This window comes from Bradyrhizobium sp. CCGB20 (genome assembly GCF_024199855.1).
GTDB lineage: Bacteria > Pseudomonadota > Alphaproteobacteria > Rhizobiales > Xanthobacteraceae > Bradyrhizobium.
Genome location: NZ_JANADN010000001.1, coordinates 6,016,639 through 6,036,619, shown reverse-complemented (window position 1 = coordinate 6,036,619; position 19,981 = coordinate 6,016,639). Strand labels below are relative to the sequence as shown.

19 protein-coding genes and 1 tRNA gene are annotated in these 19,981 nt (G+C 64.2%); 12 read left to right on the top strand and 8 right to left on the bottom strand.

Translation table 11 applies throughout. The annotated features are described in order from the left end of the window. The first annotated feature begins 109 nt into the window (after window positions 1-109). Window positions 110-1,705 (top strand): glycosyltransferase family 39 protein, encoded by a 1,596-nt coding sequence (locus NLM15_RS28295; RefSeq protein ID WP_254120868.1) that lies wholly within the window; start codon window positions 110-112, stop codon window positions 1,703-1,705. Between the two features lie 203 nt (window positions 1,706-1,908). Here the strand turns inward: NLM15_RS28295 and NLM15_RS28290 are convergent, their stop codons facing one another. Then, window positions 1,909-3,111 carry a multidrug effflux MFS transporter gene (locus NLM15_RS28290; protein WP_375166866.1) on the bottom strand — a complete coding sequence of 401 codons (1,203 nt, stop codon included), beginning with the start codon at window positions 3,109-3,111 and terminating at the stop codon, window positions 1,909-1,911. Window positions 3,112-3,441: 330 nt separating this feature from the next. Here NLM15_RS28290 and NLM15_RS28285 point away from each other — a divergent pair, with 330 nt between their 5' ends. Together NLM15_RS28285 and NLM15_RS28280 are read left to right on the top strand one after the other, a co-directional pair. Beyond that, on the top strand, window positions 3,442-4,800 hold the full coding sequence (locus NLM15_RS28285; protein ID WP_254120864.1) for a hypothetical protein: 1,359 nt from the start codon (window positions 3,442-3,444) through the stop codon (window positions 4,798-4,800). Window positions 4,801-4,868: 68 nt separating this feature from the next. Next, on the top strand, window positions 4,869-6,098 hold the full coding sequence (locus tag NLM15_RS28280) for a hypothetical protein (protein WP_254120862.1): 1,230 nt from the start codon (window positions 4,869-4,871) through the stop codon (window positions 6,096-6,098). A 4-nt stretch (window positions 6,099-6,102) separates the two neighbouring features. On the opposite strand, the gene NLM15_RS28275 is transcribed toward NLM15_RS28280, so the two are convergent. Further along, a complete protein-coding gene (locus tag NLM15_RS28275; RefSeq protein WP_309144942.1) occupies window positions 6,103-7,650 on the bottom strand; it encodes a hypothetical protein in 1,548 nt (515 codons plus the stop codon). A 229-nt stretch (window positions 7,651-7,879) separates the two neighbouring features. On the opposite strand from NLM15_RS28275, the gene NLM15_RS28270 reads away from it, so the two are divergent. The 3 genes from NLM15_RS28270 to NLM15_RS28260 are packed head-to-tail and all read left to right on the top strand — an operon-like array spanning window position 7,880 to window position 9,991. Next, on the top strand, window positions 7,880-8,440 hold the full coding sequence (locus NLM15_RS28270; RefSeq protein ID WP_254120860.1) for a TetR/AcrR family transcriptional regulator: 561 nt from the start codon (window positions 7,880-7,882) through the stop codon (window positions 8,438-8,440). 5 nt (window positions 8,441-8,445) lie between these two features. After that, complete coding sequence (locus NLM15_RS28265) at window positions 8,446-9,354, top strand: oxidoreductase (RefSeq protein ID WP_254120858.1); 909 nt, start codon at window positions 8,446-8,448, stop codon at window positions 9,352-9,354. A gap of 22 nt (window positions 9,355-9,376) precedes the next feature. Beyond that, complete coding sequence (locus NLM15_RS28260) at window positions 9,377-9,991, top strand: class I SAM-dependent methyltransferase (protein ID WP_254120856.1); 615 nt, start codon at window positions 9,377-9,379, stop codon at window positions 9,989-9,991. Between the two features lie 30 nt (window positions 9,992-10,021). On the opposite strand, the gene NLM15_RS28255 is transcribed toward NLM15_RS28260, so the two are convergent. After that, a tRNA-Leu gene (locus NLM15_RS28255) sits at window positions 10,022-10,110 on the bottom strand. Window positions 10,111-10,283: 173 nt separating this feature from the next. Between NLM15_RS28255 and NLM15_RS28250 the strand changes: the two genes are divergently transcribed. Further along, a complete protein-coding gene (locus NLM15_RS28250) occupies window positions 10,284-10,709 on the top strand; it encodes a twin-arginine translocation pathway signal (RefSeq protein ID WP_254120854.1) in 426 nt (141 codons plus the stop codon). Between the two features lie 21 nt (window positions 10,710-10,730). On the opposite strand, the gene NLM15_RS28245 is transcribed toward NLM15_RS28250, so the two are convergent. Further along, window positions 10,731-11,933: an FAD-dependent monooxygenase gene (locus NLM15_RS28245; protein WP_254120853.1), complete on the bottom strand. Its 1,203-nt coding sequence runs from the start codon at window positions 11,931-11,933 to the stop codon at window positions 10,731-10,733. Between the two features lie 19 nt (window positions 11,934-11,952). Continuing rightward, a complete protein-coding gene (locus NLM15_RS28240) occupies window positions 11,953-12,198 on the bottom strand; it encodes a zinc-finger domain-containing protein (protein ID WP_007602543.1) in 246 nt (81 codons plus the stop codon). Between the two features lie 319 nt (window positions 12,199-12,517). Here NLM15_RS28240 and NLM15_RS28235 point away from each other — a divergent pair, with 319 nt between their 5' ends. Next, window positions 12,518-13,666: a hypothetical protein gene (locus NLM15_RS28235; RefSeq protein ID WP_254120852.1), complete on the top strand. Its 1,149-nt coding sequence runs from the start codon at window positions 12,518-12,520 to the stop codon at window positions 13,664-13,666. A 36-nt stretch (window positions 13,667-13,702) separates the two neighbouring features. Continuing rightward, entirely contained in the window at window positions 13,703-14,458 is a 756-nt protein-coding gene (locus NLM15_RS28230) for an alpha/beta fold hydrolase (protein WP_254120851.1), read from the top strand. Here NLM15_RS28230 and NLM15_RS28225 read toward each other — a convergent pair. After that, window positions 14,444-15,814, bottom strand: coding sequence for a hypothetical protein (locus NLM15_RS28225; protein ID WP_254120850.1), 1,371 nt, complete (start codon window positions 15,812-15,814; stop codon window positions 14,444-14,446). The genes NLM15_RS28230 and NLM15_RS28225 overlap by 15 nt on opposite strands. A gap of 275 nt (window positions 15,815-16,089) precedes the next feature. On the opposite strand from NLM15_RS28225, the gene cysE reads away from it, so the two are divergent. Together cysE and NLM15_RS28215 are read left to right on the top strand one after the other, a co-directional pair. Continuing rightward, entirely contained in the window at window positions 16,090-16,914 is an 825-nt protein-coding gene (gene cysE, locus NLM15_RS28220; protein ID WP_254120849.1) for a serine O-acetyltransferase, read from the top strand. A gap of 124 nt (window positions 16,915-17,038) precedes the next feature. Beyond that, entirely contained in the window at window positions 17,039-17,257 is a 219-nt protein-coding gene (locus NLM15_RS28215; RefSeq protein ID WP_007602550.1) for a DUF3126 family protein, read from the top strand. Window positions 17,258-17,307: 50 nt separating this feature from the next. On the opposite strand, the gene NLM15_RS28210 is transcribed toward NLM15_RS28215, so the two are convergent. After that, the gene (locus tag NLM15_RS28210) at window positions 17,308-17,712 is read right to left on the bottom strand and encodes a hotdog domain-containing protein (RefSeq protein ID WP_254120848.1); all 405 of its coding nucleotides are present in this window, start codon (window positions 17,710-17,712) and stop codon (window positions 17,308-17,310) included. A gap of 92 nt (window positions 17,713-17,804) precedes the next feature. Beyond that, window positions 17,805-18,713: a LysR family transcriptional regulator gene (locus tag NLM15_RS28205; RefSeq protein ID WP_254120846.1), complete on the bottom strand. Its 909-nt coding sequence runs from the start codon at window positions 18,711-18,713 to the stop codon at window positions 17,805-17,807. Window positions 18,714-18,909: 196 nt separating this feature from the next. On the opposite strand from NLM15_RS28205, the gene NLM15_RS28200 reads away from it, so the two are divergent. Then, window positions 18,910-19,938 (top strand): transporter substrate-binding domain-containing protein, encoded by a 1,029-nt coding sequence (locus NLM15_RS28200; protein WP_254120845.1) that lies wholly within the window; start codon window positions 18,910-18,912, stop codon window positions 19,936-19,938. The last annotated feature ends 43 nt before the right edge of the window (window positions 19,939-19,981 follow it).

The window sequence follows — 19,981 nt, the reverse complement described above, 5'->3', positions numbered from 1 at the left end:
TTCCAATTGTTGCTATTTGTTTCTGTCCTGAAATAGATGTGCGCAGCTCGCACATCACTTGCCGTCTTTCATTTTGATTCCCTTGCCGATCGATTTTGCATTCCAGGCGATGGCCGAACGGTCCGATCGCGCTCCGGCAGGGTGGCGCCGGCCTTTCCTGCGCTGGCTCGATGGTGTCGAGGCGGGCTGGGCCGCGCCGCTTCTCATCGCGTGCTTCGTTGCGATCTGGACGCTCTATCTCGCCATCGCCTATGCCGGCGGCGGCCTGCATCCCGATACGCTCGAAGCCTGGACGCTGGGACGGAATTTCGCCTGGGGCTATCACAAGCACCCGCCACTGATGGGCTGGATTGCGGCCGGCTGGACCTCGGTTTTTCCGCTCAGCGACTGGTCGCTGCAATTGATGGCGATGGCCAATGCGGGGCTTGCGCTGTTCTTTGTCGACCTGATCGCGCGGCGCTTCGTGACGGGGCACAAGCGCATCCTCGTGCTGCTGCTTTTGATGCTGACGCCGGCCTATCAATTCCACGCCCAGCGCTTCAATGCCAATGCGGTGCTGCTCGCGGTCTGGCCACTGGCGACTTATTGCTTCCTGCGCGCGTTCGAGACCCGCAGCCGGCGGTGGGCGGTCGCGGTGGGATGCACGACGGCGCTGGCGATGGTCGGCAAGTATTATTCGATCTTCCTCGTCGCGAGCCTTGCTTTTGCAGCGCTGGCGCATCCGGCGCGGCGCGCCTATTTCACCTCGGCTTCGCCCTGGATTTCGGTTGTCGTCGGGCTCGCGGTGCTGTCGCCGCATATCTACTGGCTCGCGACCACGGGCGCCTCGACCTTCACCTATGCAATGAACCACGCCAATGGAAACGCCGTCAGCTCGCTCGGTGAGGTCAAGAATTTTCTGTTGGGGCTGGCGGCAGCGATGAGCGTATCGGCCGTGCTCTGGGTGTTCATCGCCGGCACGCGGCTGAAGCAGTTTCCGGCCGATTTCGTCGCGATGAGCCCGGGCCTGCGGCTTCTCTTCTATGTTGCGATCGGCACGATCGCGCTGCCGGTCATGACCTCGCTCGCGATGGGCACGGATCTGCCGTCGCTATGGGCGTTGCAGGGGCTGTTCCTGTTCGCGGTTCTCGTGGTCTGCGGCACGCGCTACCCGATCGAGCGCTTCTACACCGTCAACCTCACGGCGATCGCGGCCGGCGTCGCGCTCGCCGCCGTCCTCGTCGCCGCGCCGATCCATGCCGTCTATCGCAACAATCACGGTTACGAAGAGGGCCGGAATTTCTACGCCCAGGCGGCGAACGAACTGACGCGCGAATGGCGCGAGCTGACCGGCAGGCCGCTAAGCGCCGTGAGCGGCGATGATTCGCTGGCCTTCGCGACGGCGTTTTACAGCCCGGACCACCCGCATTATGCGCGGCCGCTCGAGTACCAGTACACCTGGGGCCTGCCGCGCAAGACGACGCTGGATCGCGGCTGGGCCGCGCTCTGTTTCCGGGACCAGGACCATTGCAATCGGTGGATGGAATCGGTGTCCGGGCGCGCGGGATATTCCGTCAGGCATGAGTTCACGGTGCAGGCGACGCTGTGGGGTCGCGCCGGTGTCACGCGGGACGTGGTCGTGCTGATGGTGCCGCCACGCGGAAACAGCGCGGCGCCCGAGAGCGCGGCCGACGATTTCAGCGCAAGCAGACGTAAGACGGACTAGGCTTTGCACTCAGCAATTGCTGTCGCGCAGTCCTTCGAGCCCTTCGCTTGCGAAAGGCGCGGTGAACGCGTCCTGGTCGGTGTTCGGCGCTGATGGCTCCGTCGCGGGCCGATCCGAGGCAGGTTGGTCTTCGCGGTGTTCCGGTTCCATGGAGCGGCCTTTCGAATTGCTGCAGTACAACATCGCAGCCGCCGCTATGTTCCTCACGCGATGGCGCGATGATGCGGCTTGAACAGCCGTCCCTTTTCCACCACCAGCACGATCGCCAGCGCCACCAGTGTCGACAGGAAGAAGCCGACCGAGAACGGCAGCAGCGTGCCGTCGAAACTCTGCCCAATCGCCATGCCGACGACGATGCCGATCAGCGTCGTGATCGAGCCGTAGAGCGAGGAGGCCGTGCCGGCGATATGGCCCTGCGGCTCCATGGCGAGCGCAGTGAAGTTCGCGACCATCATGCCGAACGAGAACATCATCAGGGCCGAGAGCACCATGAACAGGGAGAGCGGCAGCATGCCGAGGCTTTCCGTCAGCAGCATCACGCCCGCGACCGCGGTGTAGAGCGTCAGTGCGCCGTGCGAGATCACGCGCATGCCGAGGGTCCCGACAAACCTGGCGTTGAGGAAACCGGCAATGGCGGTGCCGGCCGCGATCGCGGCAAAGGCGAGCGGGAAATAACGGCCAAGGTGATAGATGCCGACAAAAACCTGCTGCGCCGAGAACACGTAGGCGAACAGTGCGCCCATGACGCTGCCGGCGGCTGCCGCATAGCCGATGGTCTGGCGATTGCTCACGGTCTGCCAGTAGGCCGCGAGCACGTCGCGCGGCGCGAGCGACCTGCGTTCGCTTTCCGGCAAGGTTTCCGGCAGCCGCAGCACGGACCATGCGAGCGCGAGCAGACCGTAGAGCATCAGCACGACGAAGATGCCGCGCCATTGCGTCACCAGCAGCACCGCCTGTCCGAAGGAGGGCGCGACCACGGGGACGGCGATGAAGATCATCATCGCAAGCGACATCACGCTCGCCATGCGGCGGCCGACGTAACAGTCGCGCACGATCGACGTGGCGATGACCCGCGTCGCCGAGGTGCCGAAACCCTGCAGCGCGCGCGCCAGCAGCAGCGTCTCGAACGACGGCGCGGCAATCGCCAGCACGCTCGCCACGGCGTAGACGGTCATCCCGCCGAGCAGCACGGGGCGCCTGCCAAAGCGATCCGACAGCGGACCCATGATGAACTGGCCCGCGCCGAACCCGATCAGGAAGGTCGACAGCACGAGCTGAAGATGATTGGCGTTGGGAATGTTGAAAGCCGCCCCGATGTTGGGCAGAGCGGGCAGCATCATGTCCATCGCAAGCGGATTCAGCGCCATGATGGACGCGATCACGATGACGAATTCTGGAAAACCCATGGGGCGGTGTCCCGAGGACACCCAATCGTCGGCATTGACGTCGGACAAAGCTCACCTCTGAAATCTGAGGCTTTTCTAACGTTTATGCTGCGACGCACAACCCATGTTTCGGGATGGCTGGCAGGCGGGCGGACAAGAATTGGTGAAGTGGCCGCGGGTCGCTGCTGCGTCGAAGGCGGGCGACCGGTTCATCGGACCCGGGCCGCAGTCAACAACCAGGGATTCACCATAAGACCGGGCACTGCGCCTCGGGGAGATGAATCCGCAACCCATCCTGTCCATTGTGGCCGGACCGGGCGCCCGCGCAGCGCGCCAGAGGAAACTTAGGACTTGAATCCAGACGACAGGTATTTCGCGGTGTCCGACGCTACCGATGCAGCACGATGGGTGGGCCCCTCAGCCGGCATGGCTGGGCGGCGGAACACCTGGCTTGCCTGCCTGATCGCGCTGATTGCGCTGCTGGTGCTCGGCAATCTCGCCAACGACGCCGCGCTCGACGTGAAATATGGCTGGGACGTTCGCGTCAATTGCGCGGCGGTCGATGCGCATGCCGACGGGCTCGATCCCTATTTCGTCAAGAACCTGAAGGGCACCAGGCTCTCTTATCCCTATTTGCCGGTGACGCTCGACGTCTTCCGTCCGCTGTGCGGCGGCACCTTTCTGGTCGATCATTACAGAGGCATCTTTCTCGCTCTCGCCGTGCTCTGCGCGCTTCTGCTGCCCGCTCTCGGCCGAGCGCGCACGAGCGTGCGCGATGTTGCGCTGAGGGTGCTTTGCGCGCTCGGCGCGTTCGTCGGGTTCGAATGGGTGCAGGCGTCGGGCAATTTCGTGATCCTGAGCGGCCTGTTCACTGCAATCGCGCTGGCGCTCCTGCTTGGTCCACCCGCATCCGAAGCGTGGGACGACCGTAGCTTTCCCTTGCGGCTCGCCGGTGCGGCGCTGCTCGGCCTCGTGACCTCATTCAAGCTGGTGTTTTTTCCGGTGCTGGCTGCGCTCTATTTCCTGCCGCTGCCGCGCGGCCGCAAGCTGGTGCTGATCGCGGCGGCGACGTTCGCATTCGCATTGCCGGTCCTGATATCGGGGCTGTTCTACCCCGATCTGTTCGGGAGCTGGCGGCTTGCGATTGCGGGGCAGATTCCCAACCAGCACGCCGTCGATCTCGTGGAGATCAATCCGTCGCTGCTGCTGCTGGCGCGGAGCCTGATGGAACATGCCGGCCTCGGTGACAGCAAGCCGGCGATGTTCGCGACCTATGCGCTCGCGGCGTCCGCGCTCGTGCTCGTGCCGTTCGCCTTGTCCGTCCTGCGCGTGGTCGCGAGCCGGCCGGTGCGGGAAGGGGGATCGTTCTTGACGCGGCTGGATCGCTGGCTGATGCAACATCCCCGCGCGGCCATGCGCATCACGGTGCTTGCCATGTTTGCGCTCTATCTCAGCTCGCCCCGCCTCAAGGAATATGCCTTCTTCGAGCTCGCGGTCTACGCCGCGATCCTCGTCGTCGATCTTCCGGCGCTGGCACTCGCCGCATTTCTCTCCGTCGGTGTCCTTGTTCCTGCACTGATCTCGCTTGTCGGCACGCAGCTCGAGGGCAGTTTCATGCTCCTCATCGTCGCGCTGATATGCTTCTGGATCCTGCTGCTCGACTTCCGTGCCGAGCCGAAACGCCTCGAGATGGAGCTCGCGCAACCATGACGGATATCGCCGCGTCTGCGGATGCCGGAGAACGGACCTTGGCCGCCGAAGCGCCGGGGAGGAGCTGGATGACCCGTTTCATCCTGGCCCTGGCGGTGCTCGTCGCCACGGCCGTCGCCATCGATATGGGGATGGACGACACATTTGGCTGGGACGCGCGCGTGAACTGCGCAGCCGTCGACGCCCATATCGCGGGGCTCGATCCCTATTTCGTCAAGAACCTGAAGGACACCAAGCTCTCCTATCCCTATCTGCCGGTTACCCTCGATGCCTTCCGGCCGCTTTGCGCCGGCGGCTTTCTCGTCGCGCATTACAAGCCGATCTTCCTCGTCCTTGCGCTGCTCTGCGCGCTGCTGTTGCCGGGTCTCGGCAAGACCCGTCCGGCCTCGCGGGACGTCGTGCTGCGCGGCGTGTTCGCGCTCGGAGGTCTGCTCGGTTTTGAATGGATCATGGCGACCGGGAACTTTGCGATACTGAGCGGGCTGCTGACGGCCGTATCGCTTGCGCTGCTGCTGCGTCCCGCCCGGCCGGCGAGCTACGTGCCGCAGCTCGCCGGTGCGGCCGTGCTCGGCCTCGTCGCCTCGTTCAAGCTGGTGTTCGTCCCGGTCGTCGCGGCGCTGTATTTCCTGCCGCAGCCGCGACGTCGCAAGCTCGTTCTGGTCGCGGTGGCGGCCGGCATGTTCGCCCTGCCGATCCTGGCGTCGATGGCGTTCTACCCCGATCTGTCCAGGAGCTGGCTGAGCGCGATCCTCGGCCAGATTCCCGGACAGCATGCGCCGGGGAACGAGGTCAATCCGTCGCTGCTGTTCCTCTCGCTCACACTTGCGGACAGCGTTGGGCTCGCCGGCAGCAAGCCAATCGTTGTCGCGCTCTATGGGGTCATCGCGACCGCACTGGTGCTCGCGCCGTTCACGATCTCCGTGTGGCGCATGATCCAGGCGCAGCGCCCGGCTCGCAGGGGCTTGCGGCTTCGGGTGCTCGACGACTGGCTCATGGAGCACCCTGATGCCGCGATGCGCATCACCGTGCTGACGATGTACGCGATCTATCTCTGCGCGCCCAGGCTGAAGGAATATGCCTTCTTCGAAGTGGCGCTCTACGCGGCCGTTCTCATCGTCAACCTGCCTGCGGCGACGATGGCGGCGGTGCTGACGGTCGGGGTCGCCATCCCGACCCTGGCATCGATCTCGGGCATCACGTTCAGGGGCGGGTTCGGCCAGCTTACGTTCGCACTGATCTGCTTCTGGCTGCTGCTCCCGCGGGAGTCTTCAGGCCGCCTGGCGCCGCAGGAGACTTGATCCTCTACCGAGAAGCGGCCGGTTGCCTGGTGTAGAGGCTCACATAGGCTCCGGTGTATTGCTCTCTCCAGCCTCTCTCGCGGACGAGGAACTGCCTCAGCTGCTCGTGCCCTCTGACCCAGAGCACTGCGTCGATCTTGTATTTGCTGATCACCTTGTCCCAAGTCGCCTCGTCGATTTCCCATCGAACCAGCTTGAGATAGTCGTGCAACAGCTCGTCCGGATAGGCGGTCGCCGCGCGGCCGTCCACGAACAGCGGCACCGAGCCGTGCGTCCGGAAGATCAGGAGCCCGCCGATATTCCAGTGGTTCAGCAGGCGGGCATGCGCAGCATGCGCCTTGAGATAATTGGCGTCGTCTTCCGAGAGCATGTCGGGCAATGCCAGCGCCGGTCTCACCTGCATGAACGTGAGCGGCAGCAACAGCACGCCGACGACGCCGGCTGCCAGCATCGCGCGCTGGACCTCGAACTTCGCAAGCCGTTCGGGCAACAGCCGGTCGATGTGGAGCGCCATCGGAACGCTCGAGAAGATGAAGAAGAATGCGGCGTACCTGAACTGATAGAGTCCCAGGAACAGGAACAGCCACGCCAGCAGGCGCGCCTCCAGCGGAACCCGTGTTGAGCTTCGGTACCACAGCTCGAGCACGGCGAACGTCAATGCATAGACGATGCCGGGAATGCTGCCGGGCATGACCATGTTGTGGAAGTAGGGACGCCACTCGCCGATGTCGGCCTGGACGAAATGACCCAGCGTCGCCCTGACGCCGTCATAGACATGCCATCCGAGCGGATTGACGAAGATCGCGATGAAACACCCGACGCCCGCGAGGGTGTAGTTCCGGAAGTTCACCCAGTCCCGTCGCAGCAGGGCGACGCCGCAGAAGACGCCGATGATGGGAAAGGCCAGCATGAAGCCGCCGTGCAGATTGACCCAGAGCACCATCATGGGCGGCAACAGGAACCATGCGCGCCGTCGCAAACATTCGCCGTAGAAGACGATTGCGAACAGCATGGTCGCGATGTTCGGCGACGCCGCCAGATACATGTTCGGCGAGGCTTCGTAGCAGGGATAGAGCAGACACGCCGCGAAGACCGCGATGCAGACCGCGGGCGCGGATGCGCCGCTGCTCAAGCCGCAGAACGCGAGATATCCGGCGATGGTCACGCCGGAGGCGACGACCATCAGGACGATGCCGGCGAAGCCCGCGTGCTGAAAGACCACGCTGGCAATCACGTCCCAAAGCCACGACAGATTATACCAGCGCTTGTCGCCTAGGGTGAACGCCCAGGGATCCTGAAAAGGGACTTCGCCCCGCTCCCTGATCAGGTCTCCAGCGGCGAGGTGCCAGCCCAGATCGTAATGGCCGAGCAGAAGCGGCCCGTTCGACAAATAGAACACGCCGAGGAAAGCGATCAGGAAGACGTAGACTTCGAAGCCGTGCAGGCGATGTCCTGACGCCGCGGACGCTTCGCCAATCCCCGACCGGGACCAATTCTCGCGCGCGTCCATCGGAGCTCTCACCATCGCAGCCAGCCGCTCCAGGCCCTGCATGTCCTTGGTCTGCGTCGATCGGCGGCAGACATCGCTCGCTTTAGGGGAAGACGGCCTAAAGCCGGGTAAAGGCCGGCTGCGCCGCGCGGGTTCCGGACGGCGAGGGGCGGGTTGGTGAACGAATGGTTGCGTTGAGCGGCGCTGGCATGGACCGGCCAACGATCTTCTCCGATACAATTTGACAAATAAATCGTTTTTTGTCAAAGTGAGTTCGGATAGAACGCAGCCCATGACCAGCAAACTCACCCCGAACGAAGCAGAAGCGCGTCGGCACAAGATCCTGGCGGCCGCGCGCTGGTGCTTCCTCAACTTCGGCTTCTCCAAGACTTCGCTCGACGACATCGCGAAGCGCGCGGGGATTTCGCGCACGCTCCTCTATCGGACGTTCAAGGATAAGGAGGACATCTTCACTGCTGTATTTGCTGATTGGCTCATCTCTCGACATCCTGCGGCGAAGCAAGCGGCGGCGGGCACCAAACCACCGCGCGAGCGTCTCGTTGATGTGTGCAGGCTCATGGTGATCCAGCCCTGGGCCGACATGGTCGGTGCGCCGATGGCAGGCGAGTTCTTTGACGTCTGCGAACGCATAGATCCCGAAATTGAAGCACTTCACCGCGGTGTGGCGGCGGATTGCGTTGCGGCAATTCTTGACGGTGACGAAGCGGCCGCAGAGGTTTTCCTGCTCGCGCTCGATGGACTGCTCAGCGATGAGCCCACCCCAGCGGTGCTGGAGCAGCGCGTTCAGCTTCTCGCGGCGCGCTTCGCGCCGCCTGCCAACAAACGAAAGTAGCGAGTATGAGTAAAGCGTGGACGGTGAAGGACATTCCTTCACAAGTAGGAAAGCGCATCATCGTGACCGGTGCCAACAGCGGCATCGGCTGGCATGCGGCTTTGGAGCTGGCGCGCGCAGGCGCAGAGGTGACAATCGCTTCTCGCAACGAAGCCAAGGCCGCTGAAGCGGCTCGCCGCATCCTCGCCATCGCGCCAAACGCCAAGCTGAAGACAGGTAAACTTGACCTCTCGGATCCGGCGTCGGTGAAGGCCTTTGCTGAAAGCCAACTGGTGCTATCCGGGCCGATCGATGTGCTGGTCAACAATGCGGGTGTCATGGCGCTGCCTGATCGCCGGGAGAGCGTAGACGGCCACGAGATGCAGTTTGCGACGAATGTCCTGGGTCCATACCGGCTGACGGCTTTACTGCTTCCTGCACTGCTTCGATCTGCTGCACCACGTCTCGTTACGGTGGCGTCCGGTACCCACGCGATGGGTGGTCCGGTCCCCATTGCAGACCTCGACTCCAGGCAGGGCTACAAGCCCATTAAAGCCTATGCGAAAACGAAACTCGCAAACGTGCTGGTCGCGAGGGAGTTGCAACGGCGCGCCGGCGACCGGTTGCTGTCGGTCATCTGCCATCCGGGCGCGTCAAAAACGAATCTGTTCGCCGACACCAGCGCGCTGATGCTGCTCTCGGCGTTTGCCATCTATCCGCTGATTCAGAATGCTGCCATGGGGGCGGAGCCGACGCTCATGGCCGCAACCTCGAAGCATGTGAAGCCGGGTGGCTATTACGGTCCCGGCGGCTTCATGAGACTGCGTGGGCATCCCACCGAAGATAAGACCGCCTCCCTTGCGGACGATGTGGAGGCCGGTCGCATTCTCGTTGAGGAGCTCGAACGCATGTCGGGAATTCGCTTCGAGTTCTGACATCGACAATCGGAGGCCTGATATGACCGCTACAACATGCAACGATTTCGTCGGCTTTTTCCGCGCGTGGATTGCCAATCCGAGGCGCGTCTCCGCCATCGCGCCCTCCGGCCAAAGCTTGGCTCGCCTCATGACCGGTGAGATCAAGCCCGGCGACGGACCCGTGATCGAGCTGGGACCGGGCACCGGCGTCTTTACCAAGGCACTCCTGCGCCAAGGCATCGCGGAGTCGGATCTGCTGCTGATCGAATATGGCTCTGATTTCATGCGGCTGCTGCAGCAGCGTTTTCCGAATGCGCGGGTGCTTTGGATGGATGCTTCCCAGCTGAGCCAGTATGCACCGTTTGTCGCGCCGGCCGGCGCTGTTGTGAGCGGCCTTCCGTTGCTCTCGATGACGCCGCGCAAGGTGATGGCGATCCTGGCGGGAGCCTTCCGCCACATGCGGGAAGGCGGCACCTTCTACCAATTCACCTATGGCATGAGCTGCCCGATCCCTCGGCCGATTCTCGACCGCCTTGGACTGAAGGCGAGTCTGGTCGGCCGAACCGCGCTCAATGTCCCGCCCGCGTCGGTCTACCGTATCCGTCGTCGCCAGCCGATCGCCTACACCGCTGAGCCCGGCTGGGATCGGTCATGAAAAAACTTGCTGCTCCACCGTCAGCTCCGATGGTGCGGGCAGCCGGGGTCGAACCGGCACAGCGCTTGCGCGCCGAGGGATTTTAAGTCCCTTGCGTCTACCAATTCCGCCATGCCCGCTTGATCCAACGAGATCAAACACTTAAGTCCCATCCCGGCGGTCTGGAATTGGTGCTTTGCAGGCCGGGTGGGCGGTTCTTCCTTAAGCGAGCCGGCCGCGCAAGGCAAAGCCTCAATCCGGACATCTGTTGTTGCTTTAGGCATTCTCAATCCACGGGGACTATTCATCCGGCATGGCTGTTTCGTTTTCCTATCGCCCGCGCGGCTCGGCCGCGCTTCTGGCGCTGCTCGCGGCGGGCGCTGTGCTGTCCGGCTGCGCCGGCATGAGCGAGACGATCGCTCCGGCCTTTGCCGATCCCGGCGCCTATGAATTGTACGACTGCAAGCAGCTGGAGACCGAGCGCAAGTCGCTCGCCGCCCGAACCGCCGATTTGCAGAAGCTGATGGACAAGGCGGAGACCGGAGCCGGCGGTGCCGTCGTGTCCGAGCTCGCCTATCGCAACGATTACGTCGCGGTACGCGGCCGGGCGCAGCTCGCCGAAGACGCCTGGCGCCGCAACAGGTGCCGGGAGACGCCGCCGGGTGCGCCGACGCCGGCCTCTGCGCCGCAGCGGCCGGACATCAAGCCCGCCCCAAAATCAGGCGGCACCATTCGGTAAGTCAACGCGGCTGCGTCCACCTCAGACGCGCCAGCCGTAGATCCAGTCCTGCCGCGCCAGCATGCGCTCCGGGCCAAGCGCGCGGATCGCAAGGTCGCGCGCGATCGCGAGCGGCCCGTTGAGATGATAGATGCGGCCCTGCTGCCGCGCTGTCCGCTGCACCCGCCGCACCCGCGCCTGCCGCGCGCGGCCATATTGCTTCAGCGCCGCGGTGACGCCGGCCGCGCTCTCGGCGGCCTCAGGGCTCAGATGCTGCGCGAGCACGGCGGCATCCTCGATCGCCATGCCGGCCCCCTGGGCCGCGAACGGCAGCATCGCGTGCACGGCGTCGCCGAGCAGGCCGACCGGTCCCTGGCTCCAGGGGCAGCCGTCGGGCACGCCGAACAGCGCCCATTTGCGCCAATTGTCGACCGCGGTGAGCATCATCCTGGCCGGCGGTGGCCAGCGCGGCGCCGCGAAGGCATCCATCACCTCGAAGGGGTCGCCCGGCGTGCTCCAGCCGGGCCTGTTCCAGGTCCCCGGCAGCACCGCGACCACGTTGATCTGGCGCCCGCCGGCGATCGGATAAGCCACGAGATGGGCGTTCGGACCCATCCAGAGCTGCACCCGCCGCGCGGTAAACTCCTTCGGCAGTTGCGTGGCATCGAGCGTGCCGCGCCAGGCGATCAGGCCGGAGAAGCGCGGCTGCACCTCGGGAAACAGATGCTGGCGGACCGTCGACCAGATGCCGTCGGCGCCGATCAGTGCGCTGGCGAGATCGCTGCGGCGGATCGTGCCGCTGCGATGGACCACCGTCAGTCCCTTGGCGTGGGGCGCAACGTCCTCGAAGGTCGCCCCTAGCTTCAGGTCGATATCGGGATGGTCGGAGACCGCACCGGCCAGCGCGGATTGCAGGTCGGCGCGGTGCACCACCCAATAGGGGGCGCCGGCCCGCGCGGACGCGGCGTCGCCGAGCGGCATGCGCAGCAGTTCGCCGCCGGCCCGCGCGCTCATGACGCAGAGCGCCTCAGGCGTGACGGCGCGCAGCTTGAGCCGTTCGGTGAGGCCGAGCTCGACCAGCACGCGGCTGGCATTGGGGGAGAGTTGCAGGCCGGCGCCGACTTCCTCGAGCCGCTCGGCCTTCTCCAGCACGACGATGCGGAAGCCGCGGGCGGCGAGCGCAAGCGCAGCCGTCAGTCCACCGATGCCGGCACCGGCGATGACAATCGTTCGGGAGAGCGCCACCCCTGACCGTGAGAGGCGGTCAGGCCACCTTGTCCTTCAGCACGCATTCCGGCGGACGGGCTTCGCCGGCCTTCAGGTCGGCGGCGAAGCGGTACAGCGTCGAGCAATAGGGGCAGATGATCTCGTTGTCGTTGCCGAGGTCCAGGAAGACGTGCGGATGATCGAACGGAGGATTGGCGCCGACGCACATGAACTCTTGCGAGCCGATCTCGATGACGGGGACACCGGCATCGTTATGGAAGTGCGGGACGACATGGTCGGACATCGTAGTTCATCCTGGAGTGGCAATGGCGGCAGACACAATCAAGAACTGACGCGGCATATTTGAGGCGCCGCGGACCATACTGGTGGGTGCTGATGATTGCTAGTCCAGCGGAACCGAAAGGTTCGCAATTGCCCCATGCTCATTTGCTCATGCAAATTCGACACAATCTTGCGGCCAGAGAGAAGCCCTTCTTTCGTCGGGGACGTTGTGTCGCAATTTTGGCATACTATGTCTGTGGACGCGCGGAATTGCGACGAAATGCGAACCATCAGGCGCAGATGATCTCGAGACAGATCTTTGGACCGTCCAGGCTCTTGGCATGAAGTGGCTGCGAATCAGCACGGCGTTGACCGGTATCGCGGCCTGCAGCTTCATGCTCGCGCAGGTAGCGCCGCATGCACGCGAGGCCGGCGCGATCCTCTCGGCCCAGGACGATCCGGCGGCGCTCTCCGAGCTCAAGCTCGATGCGTTGCTGCGGCAGAACGACCACCTGGTTCAGGACAATATCGAGGCCGCGCTCGCCACGCGCGATGCCGATCTCGCCGACAGCTTTGTCGCGCTGGCGCGTGAGCGCAACATCGCGCTGCCCGACGACCTCCTCAACCGCGTGAGTGATGCGGTCAAGGAAGAAAATTCCACCGGGCATTTCGCCAAACGGTTCGCCACCGGCCTCGTCACCGGCAACGCCGACGATGTCGCGAGCCTGTCCGGGACGGTGGCCGGCGATCTCTTCGTGATCGGCGACATCAGGGACGTCGTGCGCGAGGGTAAGCATCTCGCCATGGGCGAGGACACCGATCGCCTGGTGCTGGGACTTGCGACCGCAGGCCTTGCGGTGACGGCCGTGACCTACATCTCCGTTGGCGGTGCCGCGCCTGTTCGCGCCGGGCTGACGCTGGTGAAGGATGCCCGCAAGGTTGGACGGCTCGGCGAGGGACTTGCCGCATGGGCCGGCCGGTCGGCGCGTGAGGTGGTCGATGGGCCGATGCTGCAGAACGCTGTCGCCAAGGGTTCGGTGTTCCGCCCCGGCGAGACCGTGAGCGCGATCAAGGCTGCGTTCCGTGCCGAGAAGGCCGGTGCGCTGGTCCGGTTCGGCAAGGACGTCACCCGCGTTGCTGAAAAGACCGGCACGCGCGGCGCCATGGATAGCTTGCGCATCGCCGAAGGCCCGAAGGACGTCGCACGCGCAGCGCGGCTCGCGGAAGCACAAGGGAGCAAGACCCGCGCGATCATGAAGCTGCTCGGCCGCGGCGCGCTGCTGCTCGTTGGCGGCATGTTCGATCTGGCGCTCTGGCTGTTCGGCGCGGCGTTGACGCTGTTCGGCCTGTTGTCTTCCATCAAGGCGACGACGGAGCGCCTGACCCAGGCCTGGTGCGATCGCAGACGGGCGCGGCGGCTCCGCCGTGCCCAGGTTGCTGCCCAGGCCGCTGCCGAGGCCGCTCTGGCGAACGAAGCCGTCTCGGCTTAAGATCAACCTTCCCCCCTCAAGACCGCGGAACTGCTGATGCCGAGCTTTCACAACGGCGCCGTTGAAATTGCCTATCTCGACGAAGGCGAGGGCGATCCGATCATCCTGGTGCACGGCTTTGCCTCGAGCAAGAACGTGAACTGGGTCTATCCGACCTGGGTCTCGGAACTGCGCAAGAACGGCCGCCGGGCCATCGCGCTCGACAATCGCGGCCATGGCGAAAGCGCAAAACTCTACGAGCCCGCGCAGTACTCGATCCCGACCATGGCCGGCGACGTGCTCGCGCTGATGGATCACCTCGCGATCCCGCAGGCCGACATCATGGGCTATTCGATGGGCGGGCGGATGACGGCCTGGCTTTCCCTGAACGAGCCGCAGCGCCTGCGCTCGGCGATCCTGGGGGGCATCGGCATTGGCGGCCTGATCGAGGGCACCGGGCCCGGCGAGAACGTGGCGAAGGCGCTGGAGGCGCCCTCGCTGGATGACGTCACCGATCCGGTCGGGCGCACGTTTCGCGCGTTTGCAGACCAAACCCGTTCCGACCGCCGTGCGCTCGCGGCCTGCCTGCGCGGCACGCGCGATCTCATGACCAAGGAAGAAGCCGCGCGCATCGACGTGCCTGTGCTGATCGCGGTCGGCAGCACCGATGACGTCGCGGGATCCGCCAGCGCGCTCGGCGCGATCATTTCCGGCTCGGAAGTGCTCGACATCCCGGGCCGCGACCACATGCGCGCGGTCGGCGACAAGGTCTACAAGACCGGCGTGCTCGACTTCCTGTCACGCCGCGGCTGAGGTTTCGTCCGCGTCGTCGCCGAACGAACGGAACAGCGCCATCAGCACCACGAAGGTCGCGACCCACACCATCCGCGCGCCGTAGCGGTCGTGCGGGCCCGAGATCACGCCGCAGATGAAGGCGTTGCCGAGCAGCGCCAGCGTGACGGTCGCCGCGAGCAGCGTCAGATCGTCGAGCCTGCGGTTCGCCAGCGCCTGCGCGAGCAGCACGACCAGCGCCAGCATCGAGGCCAGCGCGACGGGGACGTGCAGCCAGTTGACGTAGTTGAAATTGAGCTCCCAATTCTGCTGGCGCGCCGCGCGCATGTGCGCGACTTGCGCCGGGATGTAGCGCTCGATGATGCCGTAGGTGTGTCCGATCCAGACGCTGGCGCCTTCGCCGGTGGCCACATGCAGCAATTGCTGGCCCATCGCCCGCAGCGCCGCGCCGGCCTGCCAGGCCGGATAGTCGGCGAGCGAATGCACGACGATGATGCCCATCTCGTCGTTCATGCCTTCGAAGCGGCCGAGCGTGTTGAACATGCTCTTGCCCCACAGGAACTCGTCGGCGGTCGCCGGCAATTCGTTGCGATAGGGACAGAGCTTGTAGTGCTCGCGGGGGCAGTGGTCGTTGAGAAAGCGCGCGACGATGCCGTCCTGCATCATGCGGCCGAACGCGACGCCGTAGCCGCCGGGCGTCCAGGCCCATTTCCCTGATAGCGCATGGTTCGCCGACACCAGCATCAGGCCGCCCGCGACGATGGTCAGGCTCGCCTGCGCCAGGCCGGCAACCGGGAGACGACGCCCCAGGAACGGCCGCGCCATCCAGCCGACGATGCAGAGCCCGAGCAGCACGCCGAGCGTGGCGCTGTGGGTCGCGGCGGCAAAGGCGGTGAAGACGAATAGCGAGATCTTTTCGAGCGTTGAAGTTCTGCTTGCACCAACGATCAGCAGGAACAGCGACAGGACCGAGAGCCCGGCAAAGATGTCGGTGAGCAGCATGCTCGCGAGCCAGGGCAGCGCGGTCGACAAGATCAGGAGCAGGCTGATCGCGACGAAGCGGAACGTCTGCATCAGGCCAAGGACGCGCAGGGTGAGCTGCAACAGCCATAGCGTCGCCAGCGACTGGACCGCGAGGTTGATCCAGAAACCAAAATTCTCGCCGTAATGCAGATAGAGGCCGAACACGGTGGAGCGACTCGGGACCAGATAGCCCTCGTACCAGCGCGCCAGATAGCCGCCGGTATCCCATTGCAACAGCGGATAGCGGTTCCAGAATGCCGGCGCGATCAGGAGGAGGGGCAGGGCCCCCGCCGCCAGCCGCAGCCAAAACGAGCCCGCGGCGCGCGCGCGCAATTGTTCGGTGGTGATGCTCAAAACCGCTCCGTCTCGTCCGGACCATGCCCGCAATAGCCGTTGAGACGGAATTCACCAATAGTTTGACGCCGCCCGGCTTGAATTTGGCGAAACTCTGACCACTTTGAAGCGACCTTGCCGCCTGGGGGCGTCCTGAGAAATTGTTGTGTTTCAAGGCGTTGGCGTGCTTTCGCGGGGCAAGGCACTGTTCACTCTCAGGCAAGCCCGTCGGGACTTTGTCACCTAGACTGTGGTATAGAGCCAGCAAAACGAGCCAATTCGAAAGAGCAGATCCTATGGCAGTGCATCAGGTCAATCCGGGAGGAAAGCTCGCAACGCTCGATCCGATCTGGGATCGGATCCGCGGCGAGGCGGAAGACATCGTCCATCGCGAGCCGGAGCTTGCGACCTTCATTTACTCGACGGTGCTGCATCACAGTCGCCTGGAAGATTCGGTGATCCATCGTCTCGCCGACCGGCTCGATCATTCCGCCCTGTCGGGCGATCTCGTTCGCCAGACCTATGACGAAGCGCTGCGCGAGGCTCCCGATCTCGGTAACGCCTTCCGCGCCGATCTCGTCGCCGTCTACGACCGCGATCCCGCGACCTCGCGCTTCATCGACCCCTTGCTCTACTTCAAGGGCTTTCACGCCATCCAGACCCATCGCCTCGCGCACTGGCTCTATCTGAAGGGCCGCAAGGACTTTGCGTATTATCTCCAGAGCCGCGCGTCGGCGGTGTTCCAGACCGACATCAATCCCGCCGCGCGCATCGGCCGCGGCATCTTCCTCGACCACGCCACCGGCTTCGTCTGCGGTGAGACCGCGGTGATCGAGGACGACGTCTCGATCCTGCACGGCGTCACGCTCGGCGGCACCGGCAAGGAGAACGAGGACCGCCATCCGAAAATCCGTCACGGCGTCCTGATCGGCGCCGGCGCAAAAATCCTCGGCAACATCGAGATCGGCCATTGCGCGCGCATCGCCGCCGGCTCGGTCGTGGTCAAGCCGGTGCCGCACAACGTCACCGTTGCCGGCGTGCCCGCCAAGATCGTCGGCGAAGCCGGCTGCGCCGAGCCGTCGCGCACCATGGATCAGATGATCAACGCGATGGGACTTTGAGCTCGCGCGAAGGGCCGGATTCTCCGGCCCTTTTCGTCCCCAAATTCTTTGGCAATTCATGCTGGCGGTTCGTCGCGTCTCGTCCTAAAACCCCGCCAACCCAGATTTCGATTGGAGACTTGCCGTGGACGTCAAGGAAGTAAGGAAGCTCGACGCGTATCTGAAGCGCGTATTCGGCAATCCCAAGATCCGCGTCGTGCCGCGGCCGAAGAAGGATGATTCCGCCGAGGTCTATATCGGCGAGGAATTCATCGGCGTGCTCTTCGTCGACGACGAGGATGATGATCGCTCGTTCCAGTTCCAGATGGCGATCCTCGAGGACGATCTCGTCGATCAGGAATAACGCGGCGATTGTGCCGCCCAAAGGGGCCGCGCGCTGCGCGACCCCTTTTTCTATTTCCTCGCAAGAATACGCAGCCGCGCCGTCGCATCAGCGACGATGATGCTCCCGGCATCGACAAGCTCGGCATGCACGACCATGTCGCGATCCGTCCGCTCGACAACGCGCGCGCGTGCCGTGATCGGCCCGACCGCCGCAGGTTTCAGAAAGCGCGTGTCGAGGCCCCTGGTCACCACAGTCAGATCAGGCGAGAGCGCCGCGAGCGCGCAAATCCCGGTGGCGGAGTCCAGCATCGCGGCGAGAAAGCCGCCCTGGATTGTCCCGTGCCTGTTGGTGAAGGCGAGTTGCGCCTGAAAGCGGATCAGTGCGTGCCCGCCCTCGTCGAAGCCAAGCCATTCCCGCCCCAGCAGCTGGGCACCCGGTGGCAGGTTTGCCGCTGCATCGGTCACGTCGGTCACCGCGTTTGATGTGTTGATGACGAGCCTATCAGGTGGCCGATGTCACGCAAGCGAGATGCAGGCCTGGCCGCGCAGCCCGCGCAATTGCACCATCAGCGCCGGGCCGTCATCGACGTTGCCACCGCGCGAAGCTCGTCGACGAATTCGGCGATCGCCGGGTTACGCCTTTCACCGGTACGGAAGGCCGCGAAGATCCGCCGCGTGATGATCGGCCGGATCTCCTTGAGGCGCAGCGTGCCGATATGATCGCGTCCGCGTAGCCCCGGATTGATCGAGACCGAGCAGCCCGCTTCGACCATGGCCCTGACCACTTCAAAACTGTGGCAGCGGGCATTGACGATGGGATCGAAGCCGGCACTGCGGCAAGCGCCGACGATCACGTCCGAATAGGTGGCGGACGTCGTATCGAGAACCCATCGCTCCGTCGCCAGCTCAGGCAAGGTGAGGTGAGGCCGCTCGGCCAAGGGGTGGTCGCGCGGCAGCATGACGTGAAGGTGGTCGTCCAGAAGATGCAGCGTCTCGACTTGCGTCTCCGAGAGGCTCGCCGACGTGGTGAGGTCGTCGATAATCGCGACGTCCGTCTGCCAGGCACGCAGGGCGGCCAGGCTGTCGTCGGGCTCCAGCTCCTCGAAGATCGTCGCCAGATCCGGGAAGCGCGCCGACATCGCGCGGATCGTCGGCGGAATGAGGGATGCGGCGACCGAGGGGAACGCCGAGACGCGCAACTCGCCGGCGACGGTCTTCTTAAGCTCCGCAAGATCGGTCTTTGCTTCTTCCAGAATGCCGATGACCCGCCCGGCATGATCGACCAGTCGCTGTCCCGCCGGCGTCAGCCGTACGCCGCGGCCCCTGCGTTCCACCAATTCAACCCCGGTCTCGTCCTCGAGCTGCGCGATTTGCTGCGAAACGGCCGATGGAGAGATCAGCAAGGCCTCGGCCACCGCTGCCATTGTTTTTCGCAGCGAAAGCTCACGAAGCGTGCGGAGTCGGGCGAAATCCATCTTTCAGCTCCAACAGATGCCCAGAAGACAATCGTGCATATTCTCTAATGTATATCGCGAAATTAATTAAGTAGACCAGAATTGTTTTGCGACTGTAGCCTCATTCTCCAGAGCAGTTCGGGCCCACAAGAGGAGCACATCCCAAGCCCGGCTGAGATGCGTCGGACGACGACAACAGGCAGAGAGGGGTTTTCGGATGGCTCATTCCAGATTTCTGGTCGCTGCGCTTGCCGCAGCATCGCTGTGGGCGCCGGGCGCATCCGCGACCGTCCTCGACAACGTCAAGCAGCGCGGCATGCTGAACTGCGGCACCGACAACACGGCTCCTGGCTTCGGCTATCTCAACACCAAGACCGGCAAGGTCGAAGGACTCGATGCCGATTTCTGCCGCGCCATGGCAGCAGCCGTTCTCGGCGATGCCAGCAAGGTCAACTTCGTCATCGTCACCGACAAGAGCCGCTTCAACGCCTTGCAGACCGGACAGGCCGACGTCGTCTTTGCACACACGACCGTCAAGCCGGTGCGCGAATCCGCGATCGGCATCGATTTCCTGCCGATCAATTTCTACGACGGCACCGGCATGATGGTGAAGTCAGCGTCCGGCGTGAAATCCGTCGCGGAATTGGACGGCGCGACGATCTGCACGACGCAGGGCTCCGGCACCGAAGCCACGCTCGCCAGCTTCGTCCGCGTGCGCGGTTTCAAGACCACCAAGGTTCTCACCTTCGAGAATCTCGAGAAGCTGTTTGGTGCGCTCCAGAGCGATCGCTGCAACGCGATGTCGACGGACAAATCTGCGCTTGCAGCCTGGCGCGGCAACTCGCCCAAGCCGGACGACTTCACCATCCTGCCCGAGACTCTCAACAAGTCTCCATTCGCGGGCTTCGTCATCGCCAATGATTCCAAATGGCGCAATCTCCTGCGCTGGGCGACGTTCGCGCTGTTCCAGGCGGAGGAGTGGGACATTACGACCGCCAACCTCTTCGACAGGATGAAGGACGAGAGCGCGTTCGTGCAGAAATTCCTCGGCGTGAAGGACGGTTTTGGCAAGGATTTCGGTGTCGCCGACGATTTCGTTGCCAGCATGATCAAGTCCGTCGGCAATTACGGCGAGATCTACGACCGTAACCTCGGACCCAAGACACCATACTTCATCGATCGTGCCGGCACGCCCAATGCGATGTGGACCAAGGGCGGCGCCGAGTACTCGCCTCCGTGGAACTGAGCCACATGGTCCGTGGCGAGCCGACCGGCTCGCCTCGATCCCG

What these genes read in the sequence shown, in the direction of transcription:
- NLM15_RS28250 (WP_254120854.1), top strand. Translation starts at nt 10,284, where the DNA reads ATGGCTGTTTCGTTTTCCTATCGCCCGCGCGGCTCGGCCGCGCTTCTG.
- NLM15_RS28200 (WP_254120845.1), top strand. Translation starts at nt 18,910, where the DNA reads ATGGCTCATTCCAGATTTCTGGTCGCTGCGCTTGCCGCAGCATCGCTG.
- NLM15_RS28205 (WP_254120846.1), bottom strand. Translation starts at nt 18,713, where the DNA reads ATGGATTTCGCCCGACTCCGCACGCTTCGTGAGCTTTCGCTGCGAAAA.
- NLM15_RS28270 (WP_254120860.1), top strand. Translation starts at nt 7,880, where the DNA reads ATGACCAGCAAACTCACCCCGAACGAAGCAGAAGCGCGTCGGCACAAG.
- NLM15_RS28265 (WP_254120858.1), top strand. Translation starts at nt 8,446, where the DNA reads ATGAGTAAAGCGTGGACGGTGAAGGACATTCCTTCACAAGTAGGAAAG.
- NLM15_RS28290 (WP_375166866.1), bottom strand. Translation starts at nt 3,111, where the DNA reads ATGGGTTTTCCAGAATTCGTCATCGTGATCGCGTCCATCATGGCGCTG.
- NLM15_RS28295 (WP_254120868.1), top strand. Translation starts at nt 110, where the DNA reads ATGGCCGAACGGTCCGATCGCGCTCCGGCAGGGTGGCGCCGGCCTTTC.
- NLM15_RS28230 (WP_254120851.1), top strand. Translation starts at nt 13,703, where the DNA reads ATGCCGAGCTTTCACAACGGCGCCGTTGAAATTGCCTATCTCGACGAA.
- NLM15_RS28260 (WP_254120856.1), top strand. Translation starts at nt 9,377, where the DNA reads ATGACCGCTACAACATGCAACGATTTCGTCGGCTTTTTCCGCGCGTGG.
- NLM15_RS28240 (WP_007602543.1), bottom strand. Translation starts at nt 12,198, where the DNA reads ATGTCCGACCATGTCGTCCCGCACTTCCATAACGATGCCGGTGTCCCC.
- cysE (WP_254120849.1), top strand. Translation starts at nt 16,090, where the DNA reads ATGGCAGTGCATCAGGTCAATCCGGGAGGAAAGCTCGCAACGCTCGAT.
- NLM15_RS28235 (WP_254120852.1), top strand. Translation starts at nt 12,518, where the DNA reads ATGAAGTGGCTGCGAATCAGCACGGCGTTGACCGGTATCGCGGCCTGC.
- NLM15_RS28280 (WP_254120862.1), top strand. Translation starts at nt 4,869, where the DNA reads ATGACCCGTTTCATCCTGGCCCTGGCGGTGCTCGTCGCCACGGCCGTC.
- NLM15_RS28275 (WP_309144942.1), bottom strand. Translation starts at nt 7,650, where the DNA reads ATGCAGGGCCTGGAGCGGCTGGCTGCGATGGTGAGAGCTCCGATGGAC.